The following is a 23,759-nucleotide window of genomic DNA, read 5'->3' as shown; positions in this document are numbered from 1 at the left end:
TTTTTCGTGTTTTCAAACAAAATATATACATTAAAATAAAATATTTAATTTCAAAAAAACCTCCGATACTGCTCTACCCTAAAATCAATAGTTGTCATTTCGGGATTTAAATCTTTCATATTTTTATAGGATTGGAGACTCCCTACAGCCCTATTTGCTGCACCTGAGGGTGCAATGAGTGAAACGGTTTTTATAATTCTACCAGATTCCGGAAGCTTGAAACTATGGATACGCGGTACTTCGTTTGAAACCGATTTCAAAGAAATTCCATAGTGTTTCAAATTTTTTCTGAAAAAATATTCCGGGCCATTTTTACTGTTTCCTCCGGTAAAAAGTAGCGTGTTGATTTTAGGATTTTCCTGAAGCACACGAACCAAATCCCTAAGTTCAACCTCCAGCATCCCAACATCTGAAGCATCAACTTTTGCACGCTTCGCCGAAGATACCATATCGCAAATGCCAATGTTTCTGCTTTTCAAAAACTTTTCGCGCTGTTCAATTGCTTCGGTAGTGGTTTCAAACTTTAAATTCAATCCAAAAATTTTATCTAAAATCAACCAAAGTTGCCCATCCCTGCTACCGTAACAAAAATCAACATCGCCTTCCCTAAGTTCTCCAGTAGTAAATCTGGGTGGTGGCAGCGTGCCTACAATTAATTTTGTAGCATTTTCAGGGATGAAGGGTGGATATGGATGAATATGATGAAACAAAATAGACTAATAGACTATTAGGTTATTGGATTTTTGATTTTAAGAATTTGGATTTATCTCACAAAAACCGGCTCGCCTTCTTTTTCAGTATATTTATCACTGTACTTATAATCATCGTAATCGAAACCTTTTAAGTCCTCCAGCGTTTTCACATTTTTGTCTATTGCGAAGCGCGCCATACTACCACGCGCCTTTTTTGCGAAAAACGAAATTACCTTCAATTTCCCATTTTTGAAATCCTTGAAAACTGGAGAAATTACTGGCACTTTCAACTTTTTCCCATCAATGGCGCTGAAGTATTCCACGCTTGCAAGATTCAGAAAAAGTTCGTTATTTTCCAGTTCATCATTTAGGGTTTCGGTTATGGTTTTTTTCCAAAAGGCATACAAATCCTTTTTTCGATTTATGGGAAGCTTTGTGCCCATTTCCAAACGGTATGGCTGTATTAAATCCAGCGGCCGCAGCAACCCATACATTCCGGAAAGGATGCGTAATGAGTCCTGCAGAAGATCGATCTTTTCAGAAGAAATTGTATAGGCATCAAGCCCCGAATACACATCGCCAGCAAACGCATACACCGCGGGCCGTGCATTGTTTTTAGTAAACGGGGTGTTGAATTCCTTATAACGCTGATAGTTTAACTCTGCCAATTTATCGCTGATGTCCATCAGTTCTGAAATGGATTTTTTGCTTTTTCGTTCCAGCTTATTGTTTATCTGCTCGGCTTCTTCCAGAAATTTTGGCTGTGTTGCGCGGGTTGTAGGAAGTTTTGTGTCGAAATCCAGCGTCTTTGCCGGGGAAACTACTATTTTCATTGCAATGGGTTTGCTTCAAAAATAATAATAATTATTTGAGCGAAATTTCAATAAGAAAAGTATTTATCACTGAATCTCAAACTGGCCAATATTCAAAGTATCATACACACGTTGAATCCCTTTTTTGGAATCTGAAAGCACAATGAGCACATCATCCGCTTCAATAATGGTGGCACCGTTTGGGGTTATGTATTTTTCATCTCGCTTTATCATCGCTATAATGGCATTCTTCGGAAATTGAAGCTGTACGATTTTTTTTCCCACTATAGCATTTGAATTTGCAATGCCTATTTCCCTCATTTCAGTTTTTGGGTGTTCCGAAAGAAATTCGTCCGTTGGGCTTTTCGGCTTTACTTTTTCCGGAAGGCCCACGTGTAGCCATTTTGCGACAATGGAAAGCGTCGTTCCCTGAATTAAAATAGACGTGAGCGATATAAAAAATACAATATTGAAAATCATATTCGCCTTTTCAATTCCAGCCAAAAGTGGATAGGTTGCGAATACAATGGGCACCGCGCCACGAAGCCCTACCCACGAAATATAAAACCGCCTGCGCAATTTCATTTTAAAAAAAATCAAACTGATAAAAACACTTACGGGCCGCGCCACAAACATCAAAAACAATGAAATGACGAGACCAATACCTATAACGGGAATCATTTGCGTAGGAAATACCAACAGGCCCAACGTTAGGAAAAGCACAATCTGCATAAGCCAGGCAAGCCCATCGTACATTTTCAGAATGGTTTTTTTATGGATTAAATATTGATTTCCCAAATAGACGGCGCAGATATAGATTGCCAAAAATCCATTTCCGCCCACAAAATCAGTTGCCGAGAAGGTGATGAACATAAGTGCAATGACCAGCACCGGATAAAGTCCTTCAAAATCGAGTTTTATTCTGTTGATTACAATTTTGCTCAGTTTTCCAAAGCCGAAACCCGCAATTCCGCCGATTATCATCTGTTTCAGAAATAAAGGAATCATCGATGCCAACCCTTGATCCTGATTTACCACCAAGCCCAGAAATGCAATAGTTAGCACGTATGCCATCGGGTCGTTACTTCCGCTCTCCATTTCAAGCGTTGGGCGTAAATTTGTTTTCAGCGCCAAATTTTTAGACCGAAGAATGGAAAAAACCGCAGCCGCATCTGTGGAAGAAACAATGCTTCCCAATAGCAAACTTTCGTAAATAGTAAAATCCGTAATGTAATAAACAAATATTCCAAGCGTAATAGCAGTAAGCAAAACGCCCAATGTTGAAAGCGCCAATCCTTCTTTCATAATAGGTTTTACAGCTTTCCAGTCCGTATCCAGTCCGCCCGAAAACAATATGAAATTCAGTGATATTATACCTATTAATTGCGCAATCTGCGGATCGTCAAAACTGATACCGCCAATGCCGTCCTCCCCGGCCAGCATCCCAATTCCCAAGAATAGAACCAGGGTTGGCACGCCAAATTTATAGGTAGTCTTCCCCGCAAAAATGCTTATTAGTAGCAGCAAGGAGCCAACAAGCAATATATTTTCAATGGTTAAATTCAAGCCGTTTTTCTTAGAAATTTCTGCTTCGGCAAAACTACGAATAACCTTCATAAAACTTCATTGGTTCAAGAATAGGTATTGATGATTTCATTTCACATTTAACAAATAAACCTATTTTTGCAACAAACCCGTAAGCCAAATGGCGAAAGAAAAAATAGAACTGCGCACGGTCAACGTTACGCGCTACATTACCCCGCTTCGGGAAGGCGGTTCACTTCCCGCATTGGCCGAAGCGGATGACGACTTTAAATACGTCCTCAAATTTCGCGGCGCGGGGCACGGCGTAAAAGCGTTGATTGCTGAATTGCTTGGCGGCGAAATTGCGCGGATTTTAGGGCTGAAAGTACCCGAAATGGTTTTTGCGAATTTGGACGAAGCCTTTGGCAGAAGCGAGGCAGATGAAGAAATTCAAGATTTGCTGAAGGGAAGTCGCGGCCTCAATCTTGCACTTCATTTTCTCTCCGGCGCCATCACTTTTGACCCTGTGGTTACACGACCCGATTCGGTTTTGGCTTCAAAAATTGTGTGGCTGGACGCTTTTACAACCAATATTGACCGAACGGTAAAAAATACGAATATGCTTATTTGGCACAAGGAATTATGGCTTATCGATCACGGCGCAACGTTTTATTTCCACCATTCTTGGGAAAAGTGGGAACAGCAGGCGCAGAGTACTTTTCCATATATAAAAGACCACGTGCTGTTGCCATTTGCTTCAAAAGTTGGGGAGATTCAAGAGGAAATGCTTTCGCTTTTAACTGATGAAGTTTTAGCTGAAATTACCAACTTAATTCCCAAAGATTGGCTTTTGTGGGAAGGGGCGGAATTATCGCCGGAAGCCATTCGTCAAGTATATTTTCAGTTTTTGCTGCAGCGAAAAAAACATTCCATCAATTTTGTAAAACAGATACAGCATGCAAGGGAAGCAATTTTATGAATATGCCGTAATTAGGCTCGTGCCGAAGGTGGAGCGGGAAGAATTCTTGAATGTGGGCGTTTTGCTTTTCAGCAAGCAGGCAAAATTCCTGAAAGTGCTTTGCAGGATTGAAAAGCAAAAATTTGAAATATTCACTTGCGAATTGGAATTTGAAGACATCGAAAAAAATTTGCAAGCCATTGAAAAAATTGTTTCTGGTGACAAAAACGGCGGACCAATTGCCCAGTGGGAGCTTGCGGATAGATTTCGCTGGCTTACCGCACAGCGCAGTTCATCCATACAGACATCCCGTCCGCACAACGGTTTCAGTGAAAATCTGGACGCTACTTTGAAAAGGCTTTTTGAGGAATTGGTTTTGTAAATCTTATACACTTCAAATTAAGCCTTCAAATCAATCTCCTTTAAATTCTCAATTCTATTGCGTTGAAGGAAATCGTCTATGGTTTCAAAATGCTCTATCACGCGTTTGTCCTTGAATTCAAAAACCTTCTCTGAAAGCCCTTGCAGGAAATCGCGGTCGTGGGAAACCAAAATCAAGGTGCCGTCAAATTGAAGCAATGCTTCCTTTAAAACATCTTTCGACTTTAAATCCAAATGGTTTGTAGGCTCATCGAGAATGAGAACGTTTACGGGCTCCAACAATAATTTCACCATTGCCAAGCGCGTTCTTTCGCCTCCGGAAAGTAACCCAACCTTTTTATCAATATCATCACCGCTGAACATAAAACGGCCTAGAATATTCTTAATTTGCGTACGCACATCGCCTTTGGCAACCTCATCTACCGTTTGGAAAACCGTGAGTTCTTTATCCAAAAGCGCAGCTTGGTTTTGGGCGAAGTAACCCACTTTGGCATTGTGGCCTAAAGTGCATTTTCCCTCAAAATCAATTTCACCCATAATGGCCTTGATCATGGTGGATTTTCCCTCTCCGTTTCTTCCCACAAAACTTACTTTTTGGCCGCGGGAAATACTCATATTGGCGTCCTTGAAAACTACATGGTCGCCATACATTTTACTCAAACCTTCAGCCACAACTGGATAATCACCACTGCGTTGGGCGGGCGGAAAGCGAAGTGCCAATGCGGAGGTATCTATTTCATCAATTTCAACGAGTTGTAATTTTTCAAGCATTTTCTCGCGGGAATTTACCTGATTGGTTTTGGAATAGGTGCCTTTGAAACGCTCAATAAATTGTTGGGTTTCGGCGATGAATTTTTGTTGCTCCTCATACGCTTTTAACTGGTGCGCCCTTCTATCTGCCCGCAGGGTTAGGTAATGGCTGTAATTTGCCTTGTAGTCATAAATTCTTCCCATCGTAACTTCAATGGTGCGGTTGGTAATGTTGTCGATAAATGTTTTATCGTGCGAGATTACGATTACTGCTTTGGCTTTGTTCAGCAGAAAGTCTTCTAACCAAATTACAGATTCGATATCAACGTGGTTTGTGGGCTCGTCCAGCAAAATCAAATCCGGTTTTTGAAGTAGCAGTTTTGCCAATTCAATGCGCATACGCCACCCTCCGCTAAATTCTGATGTTTGCCTGTGTAGATCGCTTCGCTTGAAACCGAGACCGCGCAGTGCTTTTTCCACTTCGGCTTCATAATTAATTTCTTCCAAAGCATAATATTTTTCGCCTAGCTCGGCTACTTTGGTAATGATGTCCATATAGGCATCGCTTTCATAATCTGAACGGGTTTCCAGTTCCTTGTTCAAGCGCTCCATTTCATTTTTCATTTCAAAAATTTGCTTGAAGGCTTTTGAGGCTTCCTCAAAAACAGTCACCGTGTCATCCGTTAACAAATGCTGTGGAAGATAGGCAATAACCGCATCTTTGGGGGCGCGCACATTGCCGCGCGTGGGTTTTTGAACGCCCGCAATAATCTTCATCATCGTGCTTTTTCCGGCGCCGTTCTTTCCCATAAGGGCAATTTTGTCGTTCTCATTCACCACAAAGGAAACGTCACTAAAAAGCGTATCGCCACTAAATTCTACCGCCAGGTTGTCTATTGAAATCATTCTGAAATTTTTGAGTTTGCAAAACTATACAATTATCAATTAGCAATTAACAATGAACAGTTAGCAATTAGTAATTAATGATGAATTTTGAATGTTGAATTTTGAATACTGAATAAAAATTGATTTTGCCTTGATAGCTTGTGATTTAATGTTCCATTTTAATTGTAGCCGTAATCGCACGGAATGGGATTTGATTTCCTATAATTTTTTTTTAGCTTTATTGGCATTGAACTTATCCCCAAATCTTCTTGTAACCTATGTGATCCCCCAACCCGTCACATACAATGAAAATTCACTTTTTAACGCAACACGTTGCCCATCTGGAAGGTAAATTGTACAGTGGCAACTTAAGCGAAGTCCAGCAAAGGATTGAAAGTGCGCTGGACAAGACCCAATATCTGGTGATTGATCTGGACCCGTTGTACAGTTTTGATATTTCCTGCGCGTGTATGCTCTATATGATTTCCAAAAAGGCCGCTGAAAACAACAAGGTGCTCATCCTTCTTTGCACGGAGAACAGGATTGTTACCCGCATTCTTTCCAAACTTGGCATTTCCTATTTTAATTCGGTTCCTGAGATTGATTTTACGGAGCCTGTTGTTTTTTATAAATCAGATAAATAAAATTTATTCATCTACATTTCTTATAAATTTATGAGTTTGCTTAAAATACTTCTTCCGAAGCCAAAAAGACACCCTAACCAATAAAATTAATGCGGGAACCTCAACCAACGGCCCAATGACACCGGCAAATGCCTGACCGGAATTTAGCCCGAACACAGCGATGGCAACGGCAATGGCAAGTTCAAAATTATTGCCTGACGCGGTGAATGCTACGGATGTTGTTTTATCATATGCTGCGCCGCTTGCCTTGGTGACAAAAAACCCAATTACAAACATTACCAAAAAATAAAGCAGCAGCGGGATTGCAATGATTACCACATCCATGGGTATGGTTACAATCAATTCGCCTTTGAGGGAAAACATTACCACAATGGTCAATAACAATGCGATCAACGTAATTGGCGAAATCGCCGGAATGAATTTCTGGTTGTACCACGTCTCGCCTTTCAGGTTTACCAAAATAAGTCGGCTTAAAATCCCCATTAAAAATGGAATTCCCAAATAGATTGCAACGCTTTCCGCGATGGTTGCTATTGAGATATCTACAATGGCACCTTCAAAACCGAAATATGGTGGCAATACGGTTATAAAAATCCAAGCGTAAAAACTATACGCAAAAACTTGAAAAATACTGTTTAGCGCTACCAAACCCGCACCGTATTCGCGGCTTCCCTCGGCAAGATCATTCCATACCAAAACCATTGCGATGCACCGTGCAAGGCCAATCAATATAAGGCCTACCATATATTCGGGATAGTCGCGGAGAAATAGGATTGCCAGAAAGAACATTAAAACAGGGCCTATAATCCAATTCAAAATAAGGGAAATGGAAAGGATTTTTGTGTTCCGGAAAACCTTTGGCAAAAGTGAATAATTCACCTTAGCCAACGGTGGGTACATCATCAATATTAAACCAATGGCGATTGGAATATTTGTGGAACCGCTGCTAAAAGCGGTTATGAACTGCGAAAAGGTAGGGAAAAAATACCCAATGGCAACCCCTAAGGCCATAGCTGCAAATATCCACAAGGTTAAATAGCGATCCAGAAAACTTAGTCTTTTTGAAGCCATAGTTTATGAATTGATTTGTGAGAAAACGTAATATAATTCGGTTGCAATCTGTAGGCTAGTTTGTTTGTATTTTTCAGTTTGCAGTGGTGTTCCGTCAAATTGTTTTGGGTCTTCGTATGTGATTGGTATTCGTTTCTCAGCACCCGCAATAAATGGGCAACCGCCGTCCGCTTGGGAGCAGGTCATTATGGCCGCGAATGCTGATTTTGGATTAAAATCGTCATCCAATGTTTTAGAAAAACCAATTATAGGATGTTCATTTTCAGAATATTTGATGGCGTACACAGGATTATTTCCTTCTGAAATTGATTTTATTTTGAAACCGGAACTCAGCAAAGTTTCCACAACCAAAGAAAATAGCGCCGTTCTTTCCGTTCCGCCCGAATAGCATTGCACATTATTAATTTTGAAATAATACGCCAACGCTTGCGCCCAAATTTGCGAGAGATGGCTTCTTCGGGAATTGTGTGTGCAAATAAAATTCAATCTGATTTTCCCTGAATTTGAAACTTTTGTTTTGATGAAATCTATTAAAGGTTGTAAAGAATCTTTTCTTTCATTAGAAATAGTTTCAGTATTTATGGTTTTCAGAACGTTTTCTATTTCTGGAAAAAGGATTGGTCTTTTGGTTGTCATTTTAGTAAAATATTTAACAGCAATTCTCTTTTGAAACAATATCCTGATCTAAAAATTGAGCCATCGTTTTTTTCATTTTCTCCCAATTTTTGGCGTCGATACAATAACAAACACTTGTTCCCTCTACACTTCCTTTTATAAGCCCAAGTTGTTTTAATTCCCTTAAATGCTGGGAGATGGTAGGCTGTGCAAGGCCTATTTCGTTTACCAATTCGCCACAAATACAGGAATCGATTTTAAATAAATGCTGTAAGATGGCGACGCGCGCCGGGTGGGCAAACGCCTTTGCAAAGGCAGCAATTGTATTTTGATCTTCGGTGAATATTTCGGTCTTTGAAATTCCCATGCTTAATTGTTTTATTGCAATATTACGATTAATATAGTTTAGAGTGAAATAAATTTCATTTTTAATTATAAAAAAAGGTTGGTCTTTTGAACCAACCTTTTCCGAAATAAAAAAATAACTTGTTAAAATTTAATTTAAAAATGCGCCGTAACGGCCAAAATAAAATTGCGGCCAGCACCTGAAATACCAGAGGTATATGGACGGTAACGCTGGTCCGTCAAATTTTCGATTCCTCCACTTACATCAAATGTTTCGGTTAATTTATAGAGCGCTTTGAAATTGAGCGTGTACCACGATGGCGCATATGGATTTCCGTTTTCATCCAGAGCATAAATTTCCGTCTTTTCCTTTTCTTCCTCGGGCAAATCTTCAAAATCACGTTTGGCTTGATAGGCTAAATTCAATTCCATATTCAGGTTATTCGCCTTATAATTCAATCTTGAAATACCGAAAAATGGGGCAGCGTGCCTTGAAGTACTTGTGGTTCCATTGTCAAGTTCTTCCTCCCCTTTTTGAAAATTCACATCGGTTGAAAATCCAAAACCTTGTGGCAATTTTACCTCAACGCCAGCCTGAATACCATACACGTGCGCTACTGCCGCATTTTGTATGGCCTGGACTTGGCTCAATTCACCCTGGTACGGAATGCTATCCAAGCCATTCAATTGAAAATTGCGGCGCACCAAAGCATCTTCCAAATGGGTGTAATATCCAGTAATATCCACTTTTACCAAATCGCCAAAAACCTTTGCCGCGCCCAAATCTGCATTGTAGGCATATTCCGGTTTAAGGTCGGGGTTTGGTACTGTTACGCTGCCCGGCTCGCTGTCGAAAACTTTCCCAACATCATCCACATTTGGCGAACGGAACGCGGTGCCCAAATTGCCACTCAAAACCCAAGTTTCATCGGGGCGATACACGCCACCAAGGCTTCCGGTAAGCGCGCCGTTGCTCAAATTTGCTTCGGTAAACGGAAATGGATAAAATGTAGTATCAAATTCTGAATCGAGCAAAACGTGATTGTAACGCGCACCGGCACTCAAAGTAAACTTTTCAGATATCTTAAATTCATCGGTTACATATGCAGCCATTGATTGCCAAGTTGATTGCGGATAGCGTGAAGGGCCCATTTCAGAAATATTTGTTGAAATATCAGTCAATTTTCCAAAGGAATCAACGTCATTCAGTACATATTCAACACCATAAAACAAAGTGTTATTTGCGTGCGTTGCTTTTACAAAATCAAGATTGATGGAATAGGCGCTCACCTCTTCACTTTGGGTATTCCGCTCATTATTATTTAGCGAACGGTCTATCCGGCTTTCCTCAAACCATTGGTGTGCCAAGCGAAGGCTCATTTGGTCAAATACCGAATTATTTGCATTAAAGCTCACATTCAAATTATTCATCATCCATATTTGAGGTCCGTAATCCCATTCCGCATAACGCGCGGTACCGTTACGAACGCGGTTGTGCCTATCATACCTTCCATACGGCGAAGTTTCAGAGAAGTGAAAACCATATTGAAAATCCCAGCGCTCATTCGGTTTAAATCTGATTTTTTGCATCATATTTATCTGTGAATACGCTGAAGGAATCTGCAACAGTTTATCATCCTGAGTAATTACCACGTCCATACTATCTTGCCGCTGCACGTAATAATCTTTGATATAATCTTCCGGACCGTGGCTTCCCTGCCGCAGATTATCATAATCCCAAGAAGTGACGCTGGTTACGAGAGCCCATTTTTTGAAACCGAGATTTACATCAAAATGCCCTGTCTTTTCATTGTTAGCTGAAGAATAGCGCGCGCCTGCTTTACCGGTAATCAACGGTTGGTCCGTTAGCGAAAGTTGCGGCGTCAAGGTTTGAAAACTCATAACCCCACCAATGGCATCACTACCATAAATGACGGATCCGGGACCAAAAAGTATTTCGGTATTTTCAACGGCAAATGGATCAATATTGATTACATTCTGAAGATTTCCGGAACGGAAAATAGCGGTATTCATGCGCACACCATCAACGGAATACAGCAAACGGCTCGTGGCAAAACCACGAATCATAGGGCTTCCACCGCCCTGCTGACTTTTCTGGATAAACACTTTTCCGGATATTCCCAATAAGTCAGCTGCCGTTTGTGGGTTTTGCAGTGCCACTTCCTCAGCAGAAATATTGATAATTTTTGAAGGAATATCATCCGTGGATTGGCGCCAACGGGTTGCGGAAATTACAACTTCATCTAGATTCAAATTTGAAGTTTCCATTTCAAGTATAAACAAAGTTGCCTCAAGTTCGGCATAACTTCGCGTGAGGGTTTTATAGCCCAAGGAACGAATCTCAATTCGCTCCACCCCTTTAAATGCAGCGATATTTGCCTGTCCTTCAGCATTTGTTGTTGCAAACACACTTGGGCTGGCACTGCTAAGGGTCACCAACTCAATAGGTTGTTGGGTTTGATTGTTTTTGATGGTTATTGTTTGCGAAATCGCCGTGCCTACGGCGCCCAACAATAACCACAATAATATTAATTTTCGCATTGCGGTTTGTTTTTAGTTTATGGTGCTTCAAATGAAGCATACTGGTTTTAGCCACCAAAAAGGCAGCTTCTTTTAAAAATAACAAGTGATTTTTAAAACCGTCTTGGCGGTGGTGTAGGCGGTGAATGTATAATTGAACGGAAAGTTTGTGGATGCAAGAGCACTTTATGAAAAATTATTTCAGAAGCATAAACTTTAGGCTGCCAAGCAACAGTTTCATTAAAAAAGAATGAATTCAGAAAAGAATACAAATTGATTTGGGCATCGGTGTTTTTTTTATCCAAATTCCACGCGTCTGCAACCAGATTTTTCAATTTTTTATTAAGGGCCGTTTCGTCGTGGTCCCACCAGCAACGGTAAAAAATGGAATCTCCCACAGTTTTTTTTGAAACAACATCATACATCTGCCCTTCAAATTCAAACTCTTTTGAATGTTCCCAGCGAAGTTGAGTTTTGGATTCTTCTTTTGAAAATTTCAAAAGCACCAGTTCTTCTTCGGCTATCCCGGCAATTATTCTTCTTTTGATCTCGCGCTTTAGGGATTTTTTTTCAAATTGAAGGTAGCCATAAATAGTAACTGCCGGCGCAATTAATATGAATAAAAATGTTATGGCTATAAGCTGTTTCTTCAATTTTTTTCAGAATAAGAAATTCAAATGTCGGAAAATTGGGGGAGTAATTTGTTGGTTGCAACTATAAGTTTTACCTCGAGAAACTAATTCTCATATGTTATTTCATATACTTCTGTGACCAAACCATATAGAATACTAAGAAAAATTATTGAATTATGGAAAATAAAAAGCCACCCCTGTGCGGAGTGGCTTTTTTTAAATAAACAATTCTGAAAATTATTCTACGATCAGCTGCTTAACCGCGCTTCCATTAAGTGTAGTAATTTTTACTAAATAAGCTCCTTTTGAAAGAGTATTCACTTGAAAAGTATTCGTTTCTGAAACCAATACTTGTTGACCCAAAACGTTGTAAACTGTAATATTTTCAACATCTGTGTTTACAGTTACCCTATTTTTCGCGGGGTTTGGAAACAATGAAACTTGAGCAAGATCTATATCATTTACACCCAAGAAAGGTTCAACAAGAAGATCAAAAGAACAACCAGCTGTATTTCCAGCATCATCGCTAGCTTCGATAATTACTGTGGTAGTGCCTTCGGCCACCATAGTTCCAGCAACGGGAGATTGCGTTGTTGTAAATTCAGTTGCGCAATTATCCTCAATAGTTACCAAACCATCACCAATGTAATCTGGGATTTCATACATTCCATTCTCATCTGCAGAAACTGTTTGCAATCCTGGACAAGTTACAACTGGTGCTTCTACGTCTTCTACAGTCACGGTAAAACTGCAAGTGCTCACATTTCCTGCAGCATCTGTGGCTGTAAATGTAACGGTTGTTTCTCCCACTGGAAATTCGTCACCACTTTCAGGCCCACCAGTTTGAGTCACTATTGGATTTGGATCTACGTCATCAGTTGCGGTGGCAGCGTCAAAAGTCACCACAGCTCCACAAATCCCCAAATCATTATCTTGCGTGATATTTGTTGGGCACGTAATGACTGGCGGTGTAATGTCATTTGGAGCTGTTCCGTTAATGTTAAACGAATCAATTGCGAAATCCTCATCACCAGAGTCTACAGAAACTGTAACGCGTAAATCTAATAATAATCCCGTACCAACAATTGTTTTAGTAAATACCTGCGAAGCATCTGTTAATAGATTGCCATCACCAAGCCCGTCAAAATCTGTATCCTCACGGAAATTTCCGTTTGCATTTCCACCGCCTCCAGTAAAATCTGCTCCGGCGAAGGCAATCAAGTTTTGGTATCCACCTCCGTCTATCTGATATTCTACAATAATGAAATCATTATCGTCTATGTCACCCGGAGTATCAAAAAATTCAGCAAACTCTCCACTGAACGTTAAATCTGACAGTTCATCAATATCAAGTCCTGTCCAATCGATTATAATCGGGAGAGAAGCGCCTTCACCATCCAGATCCATTCCGGTTAAAAATCCGCCTGTGAAGCCTGTGTATGCTTTTAGCTGTGTAGGCGTGGGCTCTCCATTAAAATCATTTACGCCGGCCAGACCGAAATAATCTCCGGTCCCATCAGAGAAAAATGGTGTTGATGTAGTAAAACCGCTGTTATCGTCAAAGGTTTCATTTAGCACTTGGCCGAAAGAAACTAATGATAAAAGCATTGCAATAAATAATGAGTAAAATTTCTTCATGTTTCTGTTTAATATTGTTAAAAAAAAATCGCGCAAATATAGTAAACCATACTTGGGTTTAAAAAGTTAAATTAATAGAATTTAAAAAGTTGTGTTTTTAAGCTTAAAGCGTAAGATTTCCCGCCAATTCCTTTAATGTAATTTCTGAAAGTTTAGCTTCATATGCAGCATTACTGGAGCGCAATACGGCGTTGATGTAGTTGAGTTGCGCGGTTCTGAATTCAATGGTAGGGATTGTTCCTATTTTATATTTGGCCATGGTAATGTCCAGATTTTCCTTTGCAATATCTTCATTTTTTTCTTCCAAATCCATCAAAAGTAAATTGGTACTATATGTTTGGTAGGCAGTGGACAATTGGGATAGCAACGTTTGGGTTTGTTGTTCAATCACGAGTTCCGAATTTTCAATTTGGATGCGTGCTATTTTCTCATTTCGATTTTGGTTGAAGCCATCAAAAATATTGAGCGTTGCGCTAAACCCATAATTGAAACCCTGTACATTGTTGCTCGTGGTAAAACCAAGACTGTTTTCCGAATCACTGAGAATATAACCTGTTTGGGCACTTATTATTGGAAACCGGGCCGCCCTCACTTGTTTAAATTGAAGTTCAGCAATTCGTTTATTGATTATTTGCACCTGCAGTTGCGGATTCTGTTCTTGGGCCAATTCTTCCAATTTCGGAAGAAATAAATCCGCATCCACCACGACAATATCCACTACTTTGAATTCTTCTTTGACATCTCTCCCCAAAATTTCATTGAGGCGGGTTTTTGTATTTTCGTATAACTCCTGTTGACGTAAGTACAGCGTCTGGTCTGTGTTTTCATCAACTTGTGCATTCAACAGCTCGAGTTTTGAGGCTTTTCCAATTTCAAAACGATTGTTGGCAAGATCCACACGTTGGCGCGAAATTACCAATGTGCTATCCAATGCAGTAAGCTGTTGCTGTTGCTGAACGAGATCATAATAGGTAGTCATCACATCGCTTACCGTAACCAAAATAGCCTGTTTTAGTTCGGCTTCGCCTAGATTCTTTATTTCCTTTAGTTGATCATAACGCGCGAACATCCGCAGCCCATCAAAAATAGTCCAATCCAGTTCTACGCCATAACTTAGACTGTTGTTTTTCGCATTATTCCTTGAAATTTCAGTACCATCAGACCGTACTTGTGTTATATCCTGCTGGCTTCGGTTGTTGTCCACAACGGCATTTACCTGCGGAAGCATTCCCGCCAATCCCGGCGAAACCGCAGTTTCATCGATTTCAAGTTCATTCGCTACAATTTTTATTTGAAAATTATTTTCCAAAGCTATTGCCACCGCCTCTTCAGCAGTAAGCAATTCCTGAGCTAGCCCAGAATGGGAAACTATTAAAAAAAGAAATACCAATAAAAAATTATACGCTTTGCTGAACTTCATATTTTTCTAAATCATCAAATTCCGGGCGGTGCACTTTCTCCCTCGACCACATATAATAGAGCGCCGGAATAACGAAAAGTGTTAATATTAGTGAAAACATAGTGCCACCAATAATTACAACCCCCATCCCGATTCTACTTGTGGAAGCCGCACCCAATGAAAGGGCAATGGGCAGCGCACCAAGGGCAATAGTAAGGCTCGTCATTAAAATGGGTCGCAATCTGGATTCTGCTGCTTCCATAATGGCCTTACCTTTTGGCATACCTTCTTCCCGCAATTGGTTCGCAAATTCCACAATTAAAATTCCGTTTTTGGTTACCAAACCAATTAACATAATAGTCCCAATCTGGCTGAAAATATTCCACGTTTGTCCAAACAACCAAAGTGAAAATACCGCTCCCGCAACCGCCATTGGCACGGTCAAAATTATTATCAAAGGGTCGATAAAGCTTTCAAATTGTGCCGCGAGTATTAAAAATATCAATACCAAGGCAAGCCCAAATGCGAACAGTGTATTGCTGCTACTTTCAACAAAATCACGCGATTCTCCTCCCAGATCAGTTGTAAATGAATCATCCAGCACAGTTTCTTTTATATTTTCCATGGCATCTATCCCATCGCTTATACTCTGGCCGGGCGCAAGTGCCGCAGAAACGGTGGCGCTCATATAGCGGTTGTGATGATACAATTGAGGCGGGCTACTGTGTTCTTCAGTAGTTACCAAATTGTCCATTTGGATTAGATCGCCAGCTTCATTTTTAACAAACATCGACGTTAGGTCCATAGGCGCGTCCCTATCTTTTTTGTCAAATTGCCCCATTACTTGATATTGCTTACCATTCATTAAGAAATATCCAAAACGCTGTCCACTCAAAGAAAGCTGAAGCGTTTGCGCCACATCTAAAACCGATACTCCCAGACTTTGTGCCTTTTCACGATCTATGGTAACGTAAATTTCCGGTTTGTTGAATTTTAGATCTACATCGCTATTTGAAAAAGTGGGATTATTTTCCACAGCTTCCATAAACGCAGGAATTTTCTCTTCTAACTTTTCAAAATTTTGAGCCTGGATTATATATTGAATTGGCATTCCGCCACGCCTATTGACCGAAATTGTTGGAGATTCTGAAACAGATACGCGGGCATTTGTGTATTGTCGTGTCCATTTTGTCAAATCATCTGCAATCTCGTGTTGCGAACGTTCCCTATCTTCCGGTTCAACCAATGAAATAATGGCGCGACCGCTGTTTACCGAACCCGAGCCCCAACCCGGCGAGGTAATAATCAAATTCACCTTTTTTTCTGGGATGGAATCGTTTATGAGGTTGGTCAATTCGTTCATAAAACGGTCCATATAATCATAAGAAGCTCCTTCGGGCGCGGTTACGCTGGCGCGAATATAGCTTCGGTCATCGTAAGGAGCTGTTTCTTTTTTCAGAAGACTATAAAACAAGCCTATCATTCCCAAGCAAACGAGCAAAATGGGGAAACTCAGCCATTTTCTTCCCATAAATTTTTTAAGGGAATCTGCATAGCTGGTATTCATTTTTTGAAAATACTTTTCAGTAACTACATAGAATTTGGATTGTTTTTGCTTTCCGGGCTTCATTAAATAAGCATTGAGCATGGGCGTTAACGTAAGCGACACAAATGCCGAGACAAGTACCGCCGCCCCAAGAACTACACCGAATTCACGAAAAAGTCTGCCCACAAATCCTTCCAGAAAAATAACCGGAAGAAACACAGCCGCAAGGGTTATTGAGATGGAAATTACGGCGAAGAATATTTCATTGGAACCTTTTATGGCAGCTTCAATTGGGGTCATCCCCTCCTCCACTTTTTTGTAGATATTTTCGGTCACCACAATACCATCGTCCACCACAAGCCCGGTTGCAAGTACAATTGCCAGAAGTGTAAGCACATTTATACTGAAGCCGAATAGCCACATAATGAAGAAAGTGGCGATGAGCGAAACAGGAATATCAATCAACGGCCGAAGTGCCATCGACCAATTTCTGAAGAAAAAGAATATTACGAGGATCACCAAAACGATTGCAATACCTAAAGTTTCAACAACTTCAACAATGGCACGCTTCACAAAAACGGTATTATCCCGAGCGATATTGAGTTTAAAATCTGCGGGCAAGTCCTTTTTTAATTTTTCATATTCAATATAAAAAGCATCGGCAATATCCACATAATTGGTTCCCGGCTGCGGAATAATTGCCAGCGCGACCATAGGCTGTCCGCTATCACTGAGCTTTGTTTCCATATTTTCGGCCTCCAGCACAGCTTTTCCGATGTCGCTCATCCGCACTACTTTTTCGGCATCCGCAAAAATGATGATGTTGTTGAATTCTTCTTCCGTAGAAAGATTTCCAATTGTTTTTACTGTGAGTTCGGTATTGGCACCCGTCAATTTTCCCGAAGGAAGCTCTACATTTTGCGCCAGCAATGCAGCGCGGACCTCAGCAACTGTAATTCCGTAGGATGCCAGTTTTATTGGGTCTATCCAAAGGCGCATTGCATATTTTCGCTGTCCCCAAATCTGCACACTACTTACCCCGGGAATGGTCTGCAAACGCGGCGCAATCACATTATCCGCATAATCTGAAAGTTCCAAAACATTTTTGTTGTCGCTTTGCACGGTCATGGAAATGATGGCATCGCTATCTGCATCTGCTTTTGAAACTACTGGCGGGGCATCAATATCTTCCGGGAGGCTTCGAACGGCTTGCGAAACTTTGTCTCGCACATCATTTGCGGCACTTTCCAAATCCTTATCAAGATTGAATTCAATATTGATACGGCTTGAGCCTTGGTTGCTGGAAGAAGTTATATTTCTGATTCCATCAATGGAATTGATTGATTTTTCCAGCGGTTCTGTAATCTGCGATTCAATAATATCGCTGTTGGCTCCGGAATAATTGGTCCTCACGGAAATTTGTGCGGGATCAATCGAAGGAAATTCACGAACACCAAGATAGGTATAACCAATGATGCCGAAGAGGACAATGGCCACGTTCATTACGATGGTAAGAACCGGGCGCTTAATACTTAAGGTAGATAAATTCATCAGCTGCCCGTTTGTGCTTTATTGTTTTTAAAATCCACTTTCACATTTGTGCCATCCTTTAAGGACATTACCCCGGACGTCAAAATGGTGTCACCCGCCTTCAATCCAGAAATTACCCGAACGGAACTATCGGTCCGTGAACCGGTTTCCACTTCAATTTGTTTGGCTTTTCCACCTTTTGAAACAAAAATCATTTTACCGTTTTGAATGGGAATCAACGATTCCGTAGGTACCAGCAGCGCATCGTCCACCGTCTCCAGCGGAAGGATTACATTCGCGAAGGTTCCAGGATATAGTTTACCATCAGGGTTTTCAGCAATGGCGCGCATTTTTAAGGTTCGCGTATTTAAATCTACCATAGGTTCAATGGCGTAAATGGTTGCTTTATATTCTTCTTTTGAACCCGCCACGGTAAAGGTCAATTCACTATTTAGCTTCATTCTGCTAGCATATTTTTCGGGAATGGAAAAAGTGATTTTCAGCTGCTTCGTATTTACCAAAGTTGCGATGGGCGTGGTAGGCGTAACGTAGGTTCCTTCTGAAATATACCGAAGCCCAATAGTACCCGAGAACGGCGCGCGAATCGTAGCCTTGCCCAATTGCGCATTTATAAGTTGTGATTCTGCCTGGGCGCTTTTAAAATCTGCGCTGGCAATGTCGTATTCCTCTTGGCTTATGGCCTGTTTTTCGAGCAATAATTTGGCACGTCTTTCATTTTCTGAAGCTAGCTGTTGCGCCGTCCTAACCTGAGAAAGTTGGGCACGCATTTCCATGTCATTCACCTTAAGTAAAACTTGTCCTTTGGATACCTGGGTGCCTTCTTCAAAATTAATTTTTTCAATCACACCCATTATCTCACTTCTTATCTCTACCTGTTCGTTGGCTTCCAGTGTACCAGAAAGTGAAAGATTATCAGCAAATTTTTCGGGTGTCAAAACCATACCGCTCACTGTGGTTTTGGATGGGCCACCCTGCTTTTTGCCAGCATTTTCAGCTTCGTTATTCGCAATAATCCTGTAACCAACAAATCCAGCAATCCCAATAATCAATAGGGTGTAAACTATATATTTAATTTTCATATAAACAGCACTGTAAAAGGCGGTATGCCCTAAGAAAATAGAAATTTTACAAATCTAATTTTTATGCACCATTTCAATAAAAAAATGGCCTTTTTTTAACAAAACAAATTCCGCCCTGCGGAATAAACGCGAGTTTAAGACTGAAAAAACCCGAAAAGGTTTAATCAAGCAGTCGAAAATGAATAATTAATTTGAAATTTTGAATATTATGCAGTTTTCTTTTTGAAGATTTTTTTAAAGCCCAAAACAAATAAAAGGCTAATGAAACCCACTACAAGTCCTACAAGAAATTCCAAGACAAACGAAGGCAATGATGGCATAAAATGATGGAAAAAATTAATGTTATGGACGAAAATTCCACCGGCCACGAAAATAAGGGCAATAGTACCGATGACGCTGAGTGATTTTATGACTTTTGGCAACGCATTCACCAAAAATTGCCCGAAGGTTTTGGCAAAACTTTTTTCCCTTTTGCTGCTTTTAATCAATTTATACCCCATCTCATCCATACGCACAATCAACGCCACGATGCCGTAAACACCTACGGTTGCTATGATTGCAATTATGGAGACCACAATAATTTGTGTGGTAAGCGTTTCCCCCACAACGGTACCAAGGGCGATGATTACAATTTCCACGGAAAGAATGAAATCTGTAAGTATGGCTGCTTTTATGCGCTCTTTTTCAATTGCCCGCAATTCAGCTTCGGTCATTTCGGTGTGAACTACCTCCTCTTTTTCATGTACGTGCGGGAAGAAAAATTCGTAAATTTTCTCGGCGCCTTCATAGCCCAAATAGATTCCTCCCAGCAATAAAATGATGGTCACGGCCCAAGGCAGGAATGCGCTGAGCAAGAAAGCCAAAGGCAAAATAATGAGCTTATTAATAAATGAACCTTTTGAAATAGCCCATAACACCGGCAATTCCCTATCTGAAATAAAACCCGAAGCCTTCTCGGCATTTACCGCAAGATCGTCGCCCAAGATCCCGGCGGTTTTTTTTGCGGCAACTTTGCTCATAACGGACACATCGTCCATAAGTGCGGCAATATCATCCAAAAGTGCGAAAAATCCTGAGGCCATAAATTCAGTTTTAAATTTTTGTAAAAGTAACAGAAAGATTATTCGTTTGTAGTTATAATTCTGAAAATTCAAAAAGACATGATTTTTCAGAAGAAAATGAAGATTTTACTTTTTTGATTTCAACCTATTGAAATCAAAAAAGTGCGGCAACAACTGGAGAAACTATGCTTGGGTTTTTATCCACCTAGCTAATTCATTCGACTTTTGTGTACCTATAAGCAAGCGTTTTCCACTGGTTAATTCTAAAGCTAAGCCTTTGTTTCCCTTCACATTATACACCGTACCATATCTTGTCCAAATCCGTATGCCCCAACCACCTACAAAGCCGTAATTTACAACTTCAGCATGCTTAACATTGTCCCATTTTATTGATTTATTGATGAATGGAAAAAATCTCATATGGATTTTTTGCTTGTTTATGGAGGTTTGAAGTTTCATTATTTTGAACAATCCTATAACTAATAAAATAATGACTAAACTGGAAATCAATGCAACGCCATCTGGATTTTCTTCGATATTTCCACCTACGGAATAATGTTGGTACACGCCAACTGCCAAACTGATGCCAATCACCACCAAAAGCAGCCAAAGCCACCATTGCGTGAATTTTTGAACTTCCGTGAATTCTGTATCCATTGTTGACATTTCTTAAATTTTATTTTAGTTGGAAATGAATATGGTCATCGTGGCGGACGGCCCTACATCCGTGAAAACGTATTTTTTCATTTTCTAAATTTAGTCTTTTTTTCAAATGTGGTTCAATAAATAATTTTTCAGTACTGGTTTTACGTAAAATTATATTTATTAAGTCGTGTGAAAAAATGAAAACAGTTTGCAATATGTGTTAGTTTATATAATCAAAGATTTCACATTCTTTTCATAACCCCAATCCCGAAGGCAATCGATTTTAGATTATAATCAGATTCTTTGTAAAGTTTGGAAATGCTATTGTTGTAATCCATATTAAATAACAGTGCTACCTCCTGTGTTAAATTGTACTCCACCCCTCCTCCTATTCTGAATCCTACAACATAGGAATTAACAAGTACATCTTTGTTCAATAGAAAAAGGTTTGTAAGACCCAACTTTCCAAATAACCGAACTTTATTTGGAAGAAAATAATATTTGGCCGTAAGTGGCATTTCGATAAATGAGAGTTTAATTTCTTGTGGACTTGGCGGAACTGTGAAATCGCAAACTTCGCAATAATATGTTCCTGTAAAATCCTTGTTGCTATAACGAATTGCGCTATTTAGTGAGAAATTCTCCTTCAAAAAATATTCAAAATCTATCCCCAACCGGTAATTGGTTTTATTGTAATCTACTGAAAACCCTTTAAATTCATCAAAAACAATTGTTTCTGAACTCAAATTTTTTTCAAGACTTGTAGCGAAACCAATTCTGAATTTATTGTTTGTATCCTAGGCTTGTATGCCAACTGTGCATAAAAGCGCAATCATAAGTACGAATAGTGTTTAGGTAGTTTTCATATAGTTGAATTAAGTTTTTATATTTTCTATTGTGATGGTTTGGATTATTTCCGTAATTTTTTAAATAGCACATAAGTAAATTATTGCCATTAGTTATTTTTCAGGTTGTTTAAAATATCAATTTCACTTGGTTTTAAGTATTTAATGGGCAAATAAAATTGTTGTTTTGATATAGTTTTAAGCGCAAAATAGGCTTTTCTCTTTTTAACCGTTTTTAAATCTGAAAAATCTAATCCCGATTTACTTTTATCTGATTTGATGATAATTTTTTCATTTTCGATACGATAGTCAAGATCAAAGTTTCTGAACCAAGCTTTTCGGGTCAAAATCAAAATTAGTGGTTTGAGCAAATAGTAAATTCCGAAAAAAATCATAAAGCCACCGTAGCTAATTCCGAACCTCGTCTTTGCGATAAAATATAGATAGAATCCAATCATTAAAATTAGCGGCCCGCCAATGATTCTTAAGACTGAAAAATAAATTCCGTAACCAAAATAATATTCATATAGGAAAATCTTTATTCTATCGAATTGCGTTATTTTCTCTTTATTCACTATTTATTAAAATGTCTAGTCCTGAAATATGGCTACAGGTTAAAAATTGATTTACGCTGTTTTTAAATATACCATATTAGGTGTTTTATAGTCTAAAGATAAATGTAATCTTATTTCGTTGTATAAATTAATTGCATTATTTGTTGCTCTTTTTGCGTGTTGTAGGCTATCAAAGGTTTGGTCGAGATAAAATTCGTCTTTTAAGATGCCATTTACACGTTCTGCTACAGCATTTTCGTAGCAATGGTTTTCTTCTGTCATACTGATTCCAATGTCATTCCTCTTTAAGATTTGAGTGTAAACATTGCTACAGTATTGTATACCTCTGTCGGAATGGTGTATAAGTCCAGTAGTGTCTTTAGCTTGATACAGAGCCTTGTTTAAAGCTCTTTCACAACCTTTAAGCTCTAAACTGTCACTAATGTCATAACCAACTATTTTACGGCTGTACATATCTGTAATGAGCGCCAGGTAACAAAATCCCTTTATAGTTCTAATGTAAGTTATATCGCTTACCCAAACTTGGTTTGGTCTAGTGACGTCAATATCTTTAATGATGTTCTTGTACTTGTAGAACCTGTGCAATGAGTTTGTTGTTCTTGAGCTGTATTTCTTTCTAAGTATGAGCATATTGTGTTTTCTAAGGATGTTAAATAAGGTGTCTCTACCAATTTTTAAGTTGGATTCAATAAACACTTGTTCTAATGATCTGGTGAGTTTTCTAACGCCTACTCTGGGAAGGGATTTGCGTCTTTGTTGGACAATTTCAACCACTTTTTTTTCGATATCCAACCGTTTATCTTCTCTACGTTTGTATTTGTAAAAAGCATCACGTTTTAGTCCGAAGCAAGCTGTTATAGAAGTCAAAGAAGCAAATCCCTTAGCTTTTTCCTTGGCCTTTATTAGGGCTTGATATTTAGCTTTTTTTTTAATTCAAGCACAGATTTATAGCCTAGTTGTTCAGCTGCTACTTCTAGGTAGGATTCATCTACGAGAGCCTCCATATCTTTTTTAAGCAGGAGTTTTTTGAGCTGCTCAATCTCTTTTTGAAGCTCTTTAATACGGGTTATTTCGTCTTTGGTTTTCACAGTCACACGAGTGTTCATAAGGTCTTTACGGTTGTACTTCCTGATCCACTCATTGATGGTTGTAGGGTTAATTCCATAAGCCTTACCGAGTTGATACTTGTTTAGTTTTCCGGTAGTAAGTTCGTCTAAAATTTTCAGTTTAAAAGGCTCTGAATACCGTCTGATTACTTTGTCATTTTTGTACATAATGTTTAAAATTATGTAGCCTTTATTCAGGACGGGTCAAAATTATGCACAACGGTCTCGGCTATGAGTAGTTGCGTGGGTTAACACTTAATTTTGCAAGTACACACCAATCTGAAAATCCATGAGGATTTTCAGAAGTAGGCGAGAACAAGCAATTACTTATAGCCAGCTTAAGTTTGATTTTTCTTAAATCAGTTAACTTTAGTAATTAATCAGAAAGAACAAAAGAGCGGAGTAAGGTTACTATAGCCAGTGGAAGTTTTCATTCCGTCAACATTGATAATCCCCGCTCTTTT

At 39.5% G+C, this 23,759-nt stretch carries 22 protein-coding genes; 3 read left to right on the top strand and 19 right to left on the bottom strand.

Annotation, left to right across the window (positions count from 1 at the left end; translation table 11 throughout):
* Positions 1-50: 50 nt before the first annotated feature.
* From KIV10_RS11580 to KIV10_RS11570, 3 genes are all read right to left on the bottom strand, one after another.
* The gene (locus KIV10_RS11580; protein ID WP_214113886.1) at positions 51-710 is read right to left on the bottom strand and encodes a uracil-DNA glycosylase family protein; all 660 of its coding nucleotides are present in this window, start codon (positions 708-710) and stop codon (positions 51-53) included.
* A 53-nt stretch (positions 711-763) separates the two neighbouring features.
* The gene (yaaA, locus tag KIV10_RS11575; RefSeq protein ID WP_214113885.1) at positions 764-1,525 is read right to left on the bottom strand and encodes a peroxide stress protein YaaA; all 762 of its coding nucleotides are present in this window, start codon (positions 1,523-1,525) and stop codon (positions 764-766) included.
* Positions 1,526-1,591: 66 nt separating this feature from the next.
* Positions 1,592-3,070 (bottom strand): potassium/proton antiporter, encoded by a 1,479-nt coding sequence (locus tag KIV10_RS11570; protein ID WP_214114228.1) that lies wholly within the window; start codon positions 3,068-3,070, stop codon positions 1,592-1,594.
* A gap of 139 nt (positions 3,071-3,209) precedes the next feature.
* On the opposite strand from KIV10_RS11570, the gene KIV10_RS11565 reads away from it, so the two are divergent.
* Together KIV10_RS11565 and KIV10_RS11560 are read left to right on the top strand one after the other, a co-directional pair.
* Positions 3,210-4,007, top strand: coding sequence for a HipA family kinase (locus tag KIV10_RS11565; protein WP_214113883.1), 798 nt, complete (start codon positions 3,210-3,212; stop codon positions 4,005-4,007).
* Complete coding sequence (locus KIV10_RS11560) at positions 3,985-4,368, top strand: DUF3037 domain-containing protein (protein WP_214113881.1); 384 nt, start codon at positions 3,985-3,987, stop codon at positions 4,366-4,368. The genes KIV10_RS11565 and KIV10_RS11560 overlap by 23 nt, the downstream gene beginning before the upstream one ends.
* Positions 4,369-4,385: 17 nt before the next feature.
* Here KIV10_RS11560 and KIV10_RS11555 read toward each other — a convergent pair whose 3' ends face one another.
* The gene (locus KIV10_RS11555) at positions 4,386-6,023 is read right to left on the bottom strand and encodes an ABC-F family ATP-binding cassette domain-containing protein (RefSeq protein ID WP_214113875.1); all 1,638 of its coding nucleotides are present in this window, start codon (positions 6,021-6,023) and stop codon (positions 4,386-4,388) included.
* Positions 6,024-6,307: 284 nt separating this feature from the next.
* Here KIV10_RS11555 and KIV10_RS11550 point away from each other — a divergent pair, with 284 nt between their 5' ends.
* On the top strand, positions 6,308-6,646 hold the full coding sequence (locus KIV10_RS11550) for an STAS domain-containing protein (protein ID WP_214113874.1): 339 nt from the start codon (positions 6,308-6,310) through the stop codon (positions 6,644-6,646).
* A 3-nt stretch (positions 6,647-6,649) separates the two neighbouring features.
* Here the strand turns inward: KIV10_RS11550 and arsB are convergent, their stop codons facing one another.
* From arsB to KIV10_RS11475, 15 genes are all read right to left on the bottom strand, one after another.
* Entirely contained in the window at positions 6,650-7,717 is a 1,068-nt protein-coding gene (gene arsB, locus KIV10_RS11545; RefSeq protein ID WP_214113860.1) for an ACR3 family arsenite efflux transporter, read from the bottom strand.
* A 3-nt stretch (positions 7,718-7,720) separates the two neighbouring features.
* Positions 7,721-8,353 (bottom strand): arsenate-mycothiol transferase ArsC, encoded by a 633-nt coding sequence (locus KIV10_RS11540; RefSeq protein ID WP_214113858.1) that lies wholly within the window; start codon positions 8,351-8,353, stop codon positions 7,721-7,723.
* Between the two features lie 13 nt (positions 8,354-8,366).
* Positions 8,367-8,699 (bottom strand): ArsR/SmtB family transcription factor, encoded by a 333-nt coding sequence (locus tag KIV10_RS11535; RefSeq protein ID WP_214113857.1) that lies wholly within the window; start codon positions 8,697-8,699, stop codon positions 8,367-8,369.
* Between the two features lie 134 nt (positions 8,700-8,833).
* Positions 8,834-11,239: a TonB-dependent receptor gene (locus tag KIV10_RS11530; RefSeq protein WP_214113855.1), complete on the bottom strand. Its 2,406-nt coding sequence runs from the start codon at positions 11,237-11,239 to the stop codon at positions 8,834-8,836.
* 92 nt (positions 11,240-11,331) lie between these two features.
* Positions 11,332-11,871, bottom strand: a complete 540-nt coding sequence (locus KIV10_RS11525; protein ID WP_214113853.1) for a hypothetical protein — start codon at positions 11,869-11,871, stop codon at positions 11,332-11,334.
* Between the two features lie 216 nt (positions 11,872-12,087).
* Positions 12,088-13,488, bottom strand: coding sequence for an HYR domain-containing protein (locus tag KIV10_RS11520; RefSeq protein WP_214113852.1), 1,401 nt, complete (start codon positions 13,486-13,488; stop codon positions 12,088-12,090).
* A 103-nt stretch (positions 13,489-13,591) separates the two neighbouring features.
* Positions 13,592-14,908, bottom strand: a complete 1,317-nt coding sequence (locus tag KIV10_RS11515; RefSeq protein WP_214113850.1) for a TolC family protein — start codon at positions 14,906-14,908, stop codon at positions 13,592-13,594.
* Positions 14,886-17,984 carry an efflux RND transporter permease subunit gene (locus KIV10_RS11510; RefSeq protein WP_214113849.1) on the bottom strand — a complete coding sequence of 1,033 codons (3,099 nt, stop codon included), beginning with the start codon at positions 17,982-17,984 and terminating at the stop codon, positions 14,886-14,888. The genes KIV10_RS11515 and KIV10_RS11510 overlap by 23 nt, the downstream gene beginning before the upstream one ends.
* Positions 17,984-19,063: an efflux RND transporter periplasmic adaptor subunit gene (locus KIV10_RS11505; RefSeq protein WP_214113847.1), complete on the bottom strand. Its 1,080-nt coding sequence runs from the start codon at positions 19,061-19,063 to the stop codon at positions 17,984-17,986. The genes KIV10_RS11510 and KIV10_RS11505 overlap by 1 nt, the downstream gene beginning before the upstream one ends.
* A 206-nt stretch (positions 19,064-19,269) precedes the next feature.
* Complete coding sequence (locus KIV10_RS11500; protein WP_214113845.1) at positions 19,270-20,145, bottom strand: DUF808 domain-containing protein; 876 nt, start codon at positions 20,143-20,145, stop codon at positions 19,270-19,272.
* 162 nt (positions 20,146-20,307) lie between these two features.
* Positions 20,308-20,790: a hypothetical protein gene (locus tag KIV10_RS11495; protein WP_246516290.1), complete on the bottom strand. Its 483-nt coding sequence runs from the start codon at positions 20,788-20,790 to the stop codon at positions 20,308-20,310.
* Positions 20,791-21,011: 221 nt separating this feature from the next.
* Positions 21,012-21,545, bottom strand: coding sequence for an outer membrane beta-barrel protein (locus KIV10_RS11490; RefSeq protein WP_317194741.1), 534 nt, complete (start codon positions 21,543-21,545; stop codon positions 21,012-21,014).
* A gap of 179 nt (positions 21,546-21,724) precedes the next feature.
* Positions 21,725-22,189 (bottom strand): hypothetical protein, encoded by a 465-nt coding sequence (locus KIV10_RS11485; RefSeq protein WP_214113842.1) that lies wholly within the window; start codon positions 22,187-22,189, stop codon positions 21,725-21,727.
* A gap of 51 nt (positions 22,190-22,240) precedes the next feature.
* Positions 22,241-23,056 (bottom strand): IS3 family transposase, encoded by an 816-nt coding sequence (locus KIV10_RS11480; RefSeq protein WP_246516289.1) that lies wholly within the window; start codon positions 23,054-23,056, stop codon positions 22,241-22,243.
* A 35-nt stretch (positions 23,057-23,091) separates the two neighbouring features.
* Entirely contained in the window at positions 23,092-23,463 is a 372-nt protein-coding gene (locus KIV10_RS11475; RefSeq protein ID WP_214113840.1) for a transposase, read from the bottom strand.
* Positions 23,464-23,759: the final 296 nt, after the last annotated feature.

Origin of the sequence: Aequorivita echinoideorum (assembly GCF_018476645.1) — a bacterium.
In the GTDB taxonomy this organism is placed as follows: Bacteria; Bacteroidota; Bacteroidia; order Flavobacteriales; family Flavobacteriaceae; genus Aequorivita; species Aequorivita echinoideorum.
Note: the sequence above shows the minus strand (reverse complement) of the source record. Positions and strands in the feature narration are given on the sequence as shown.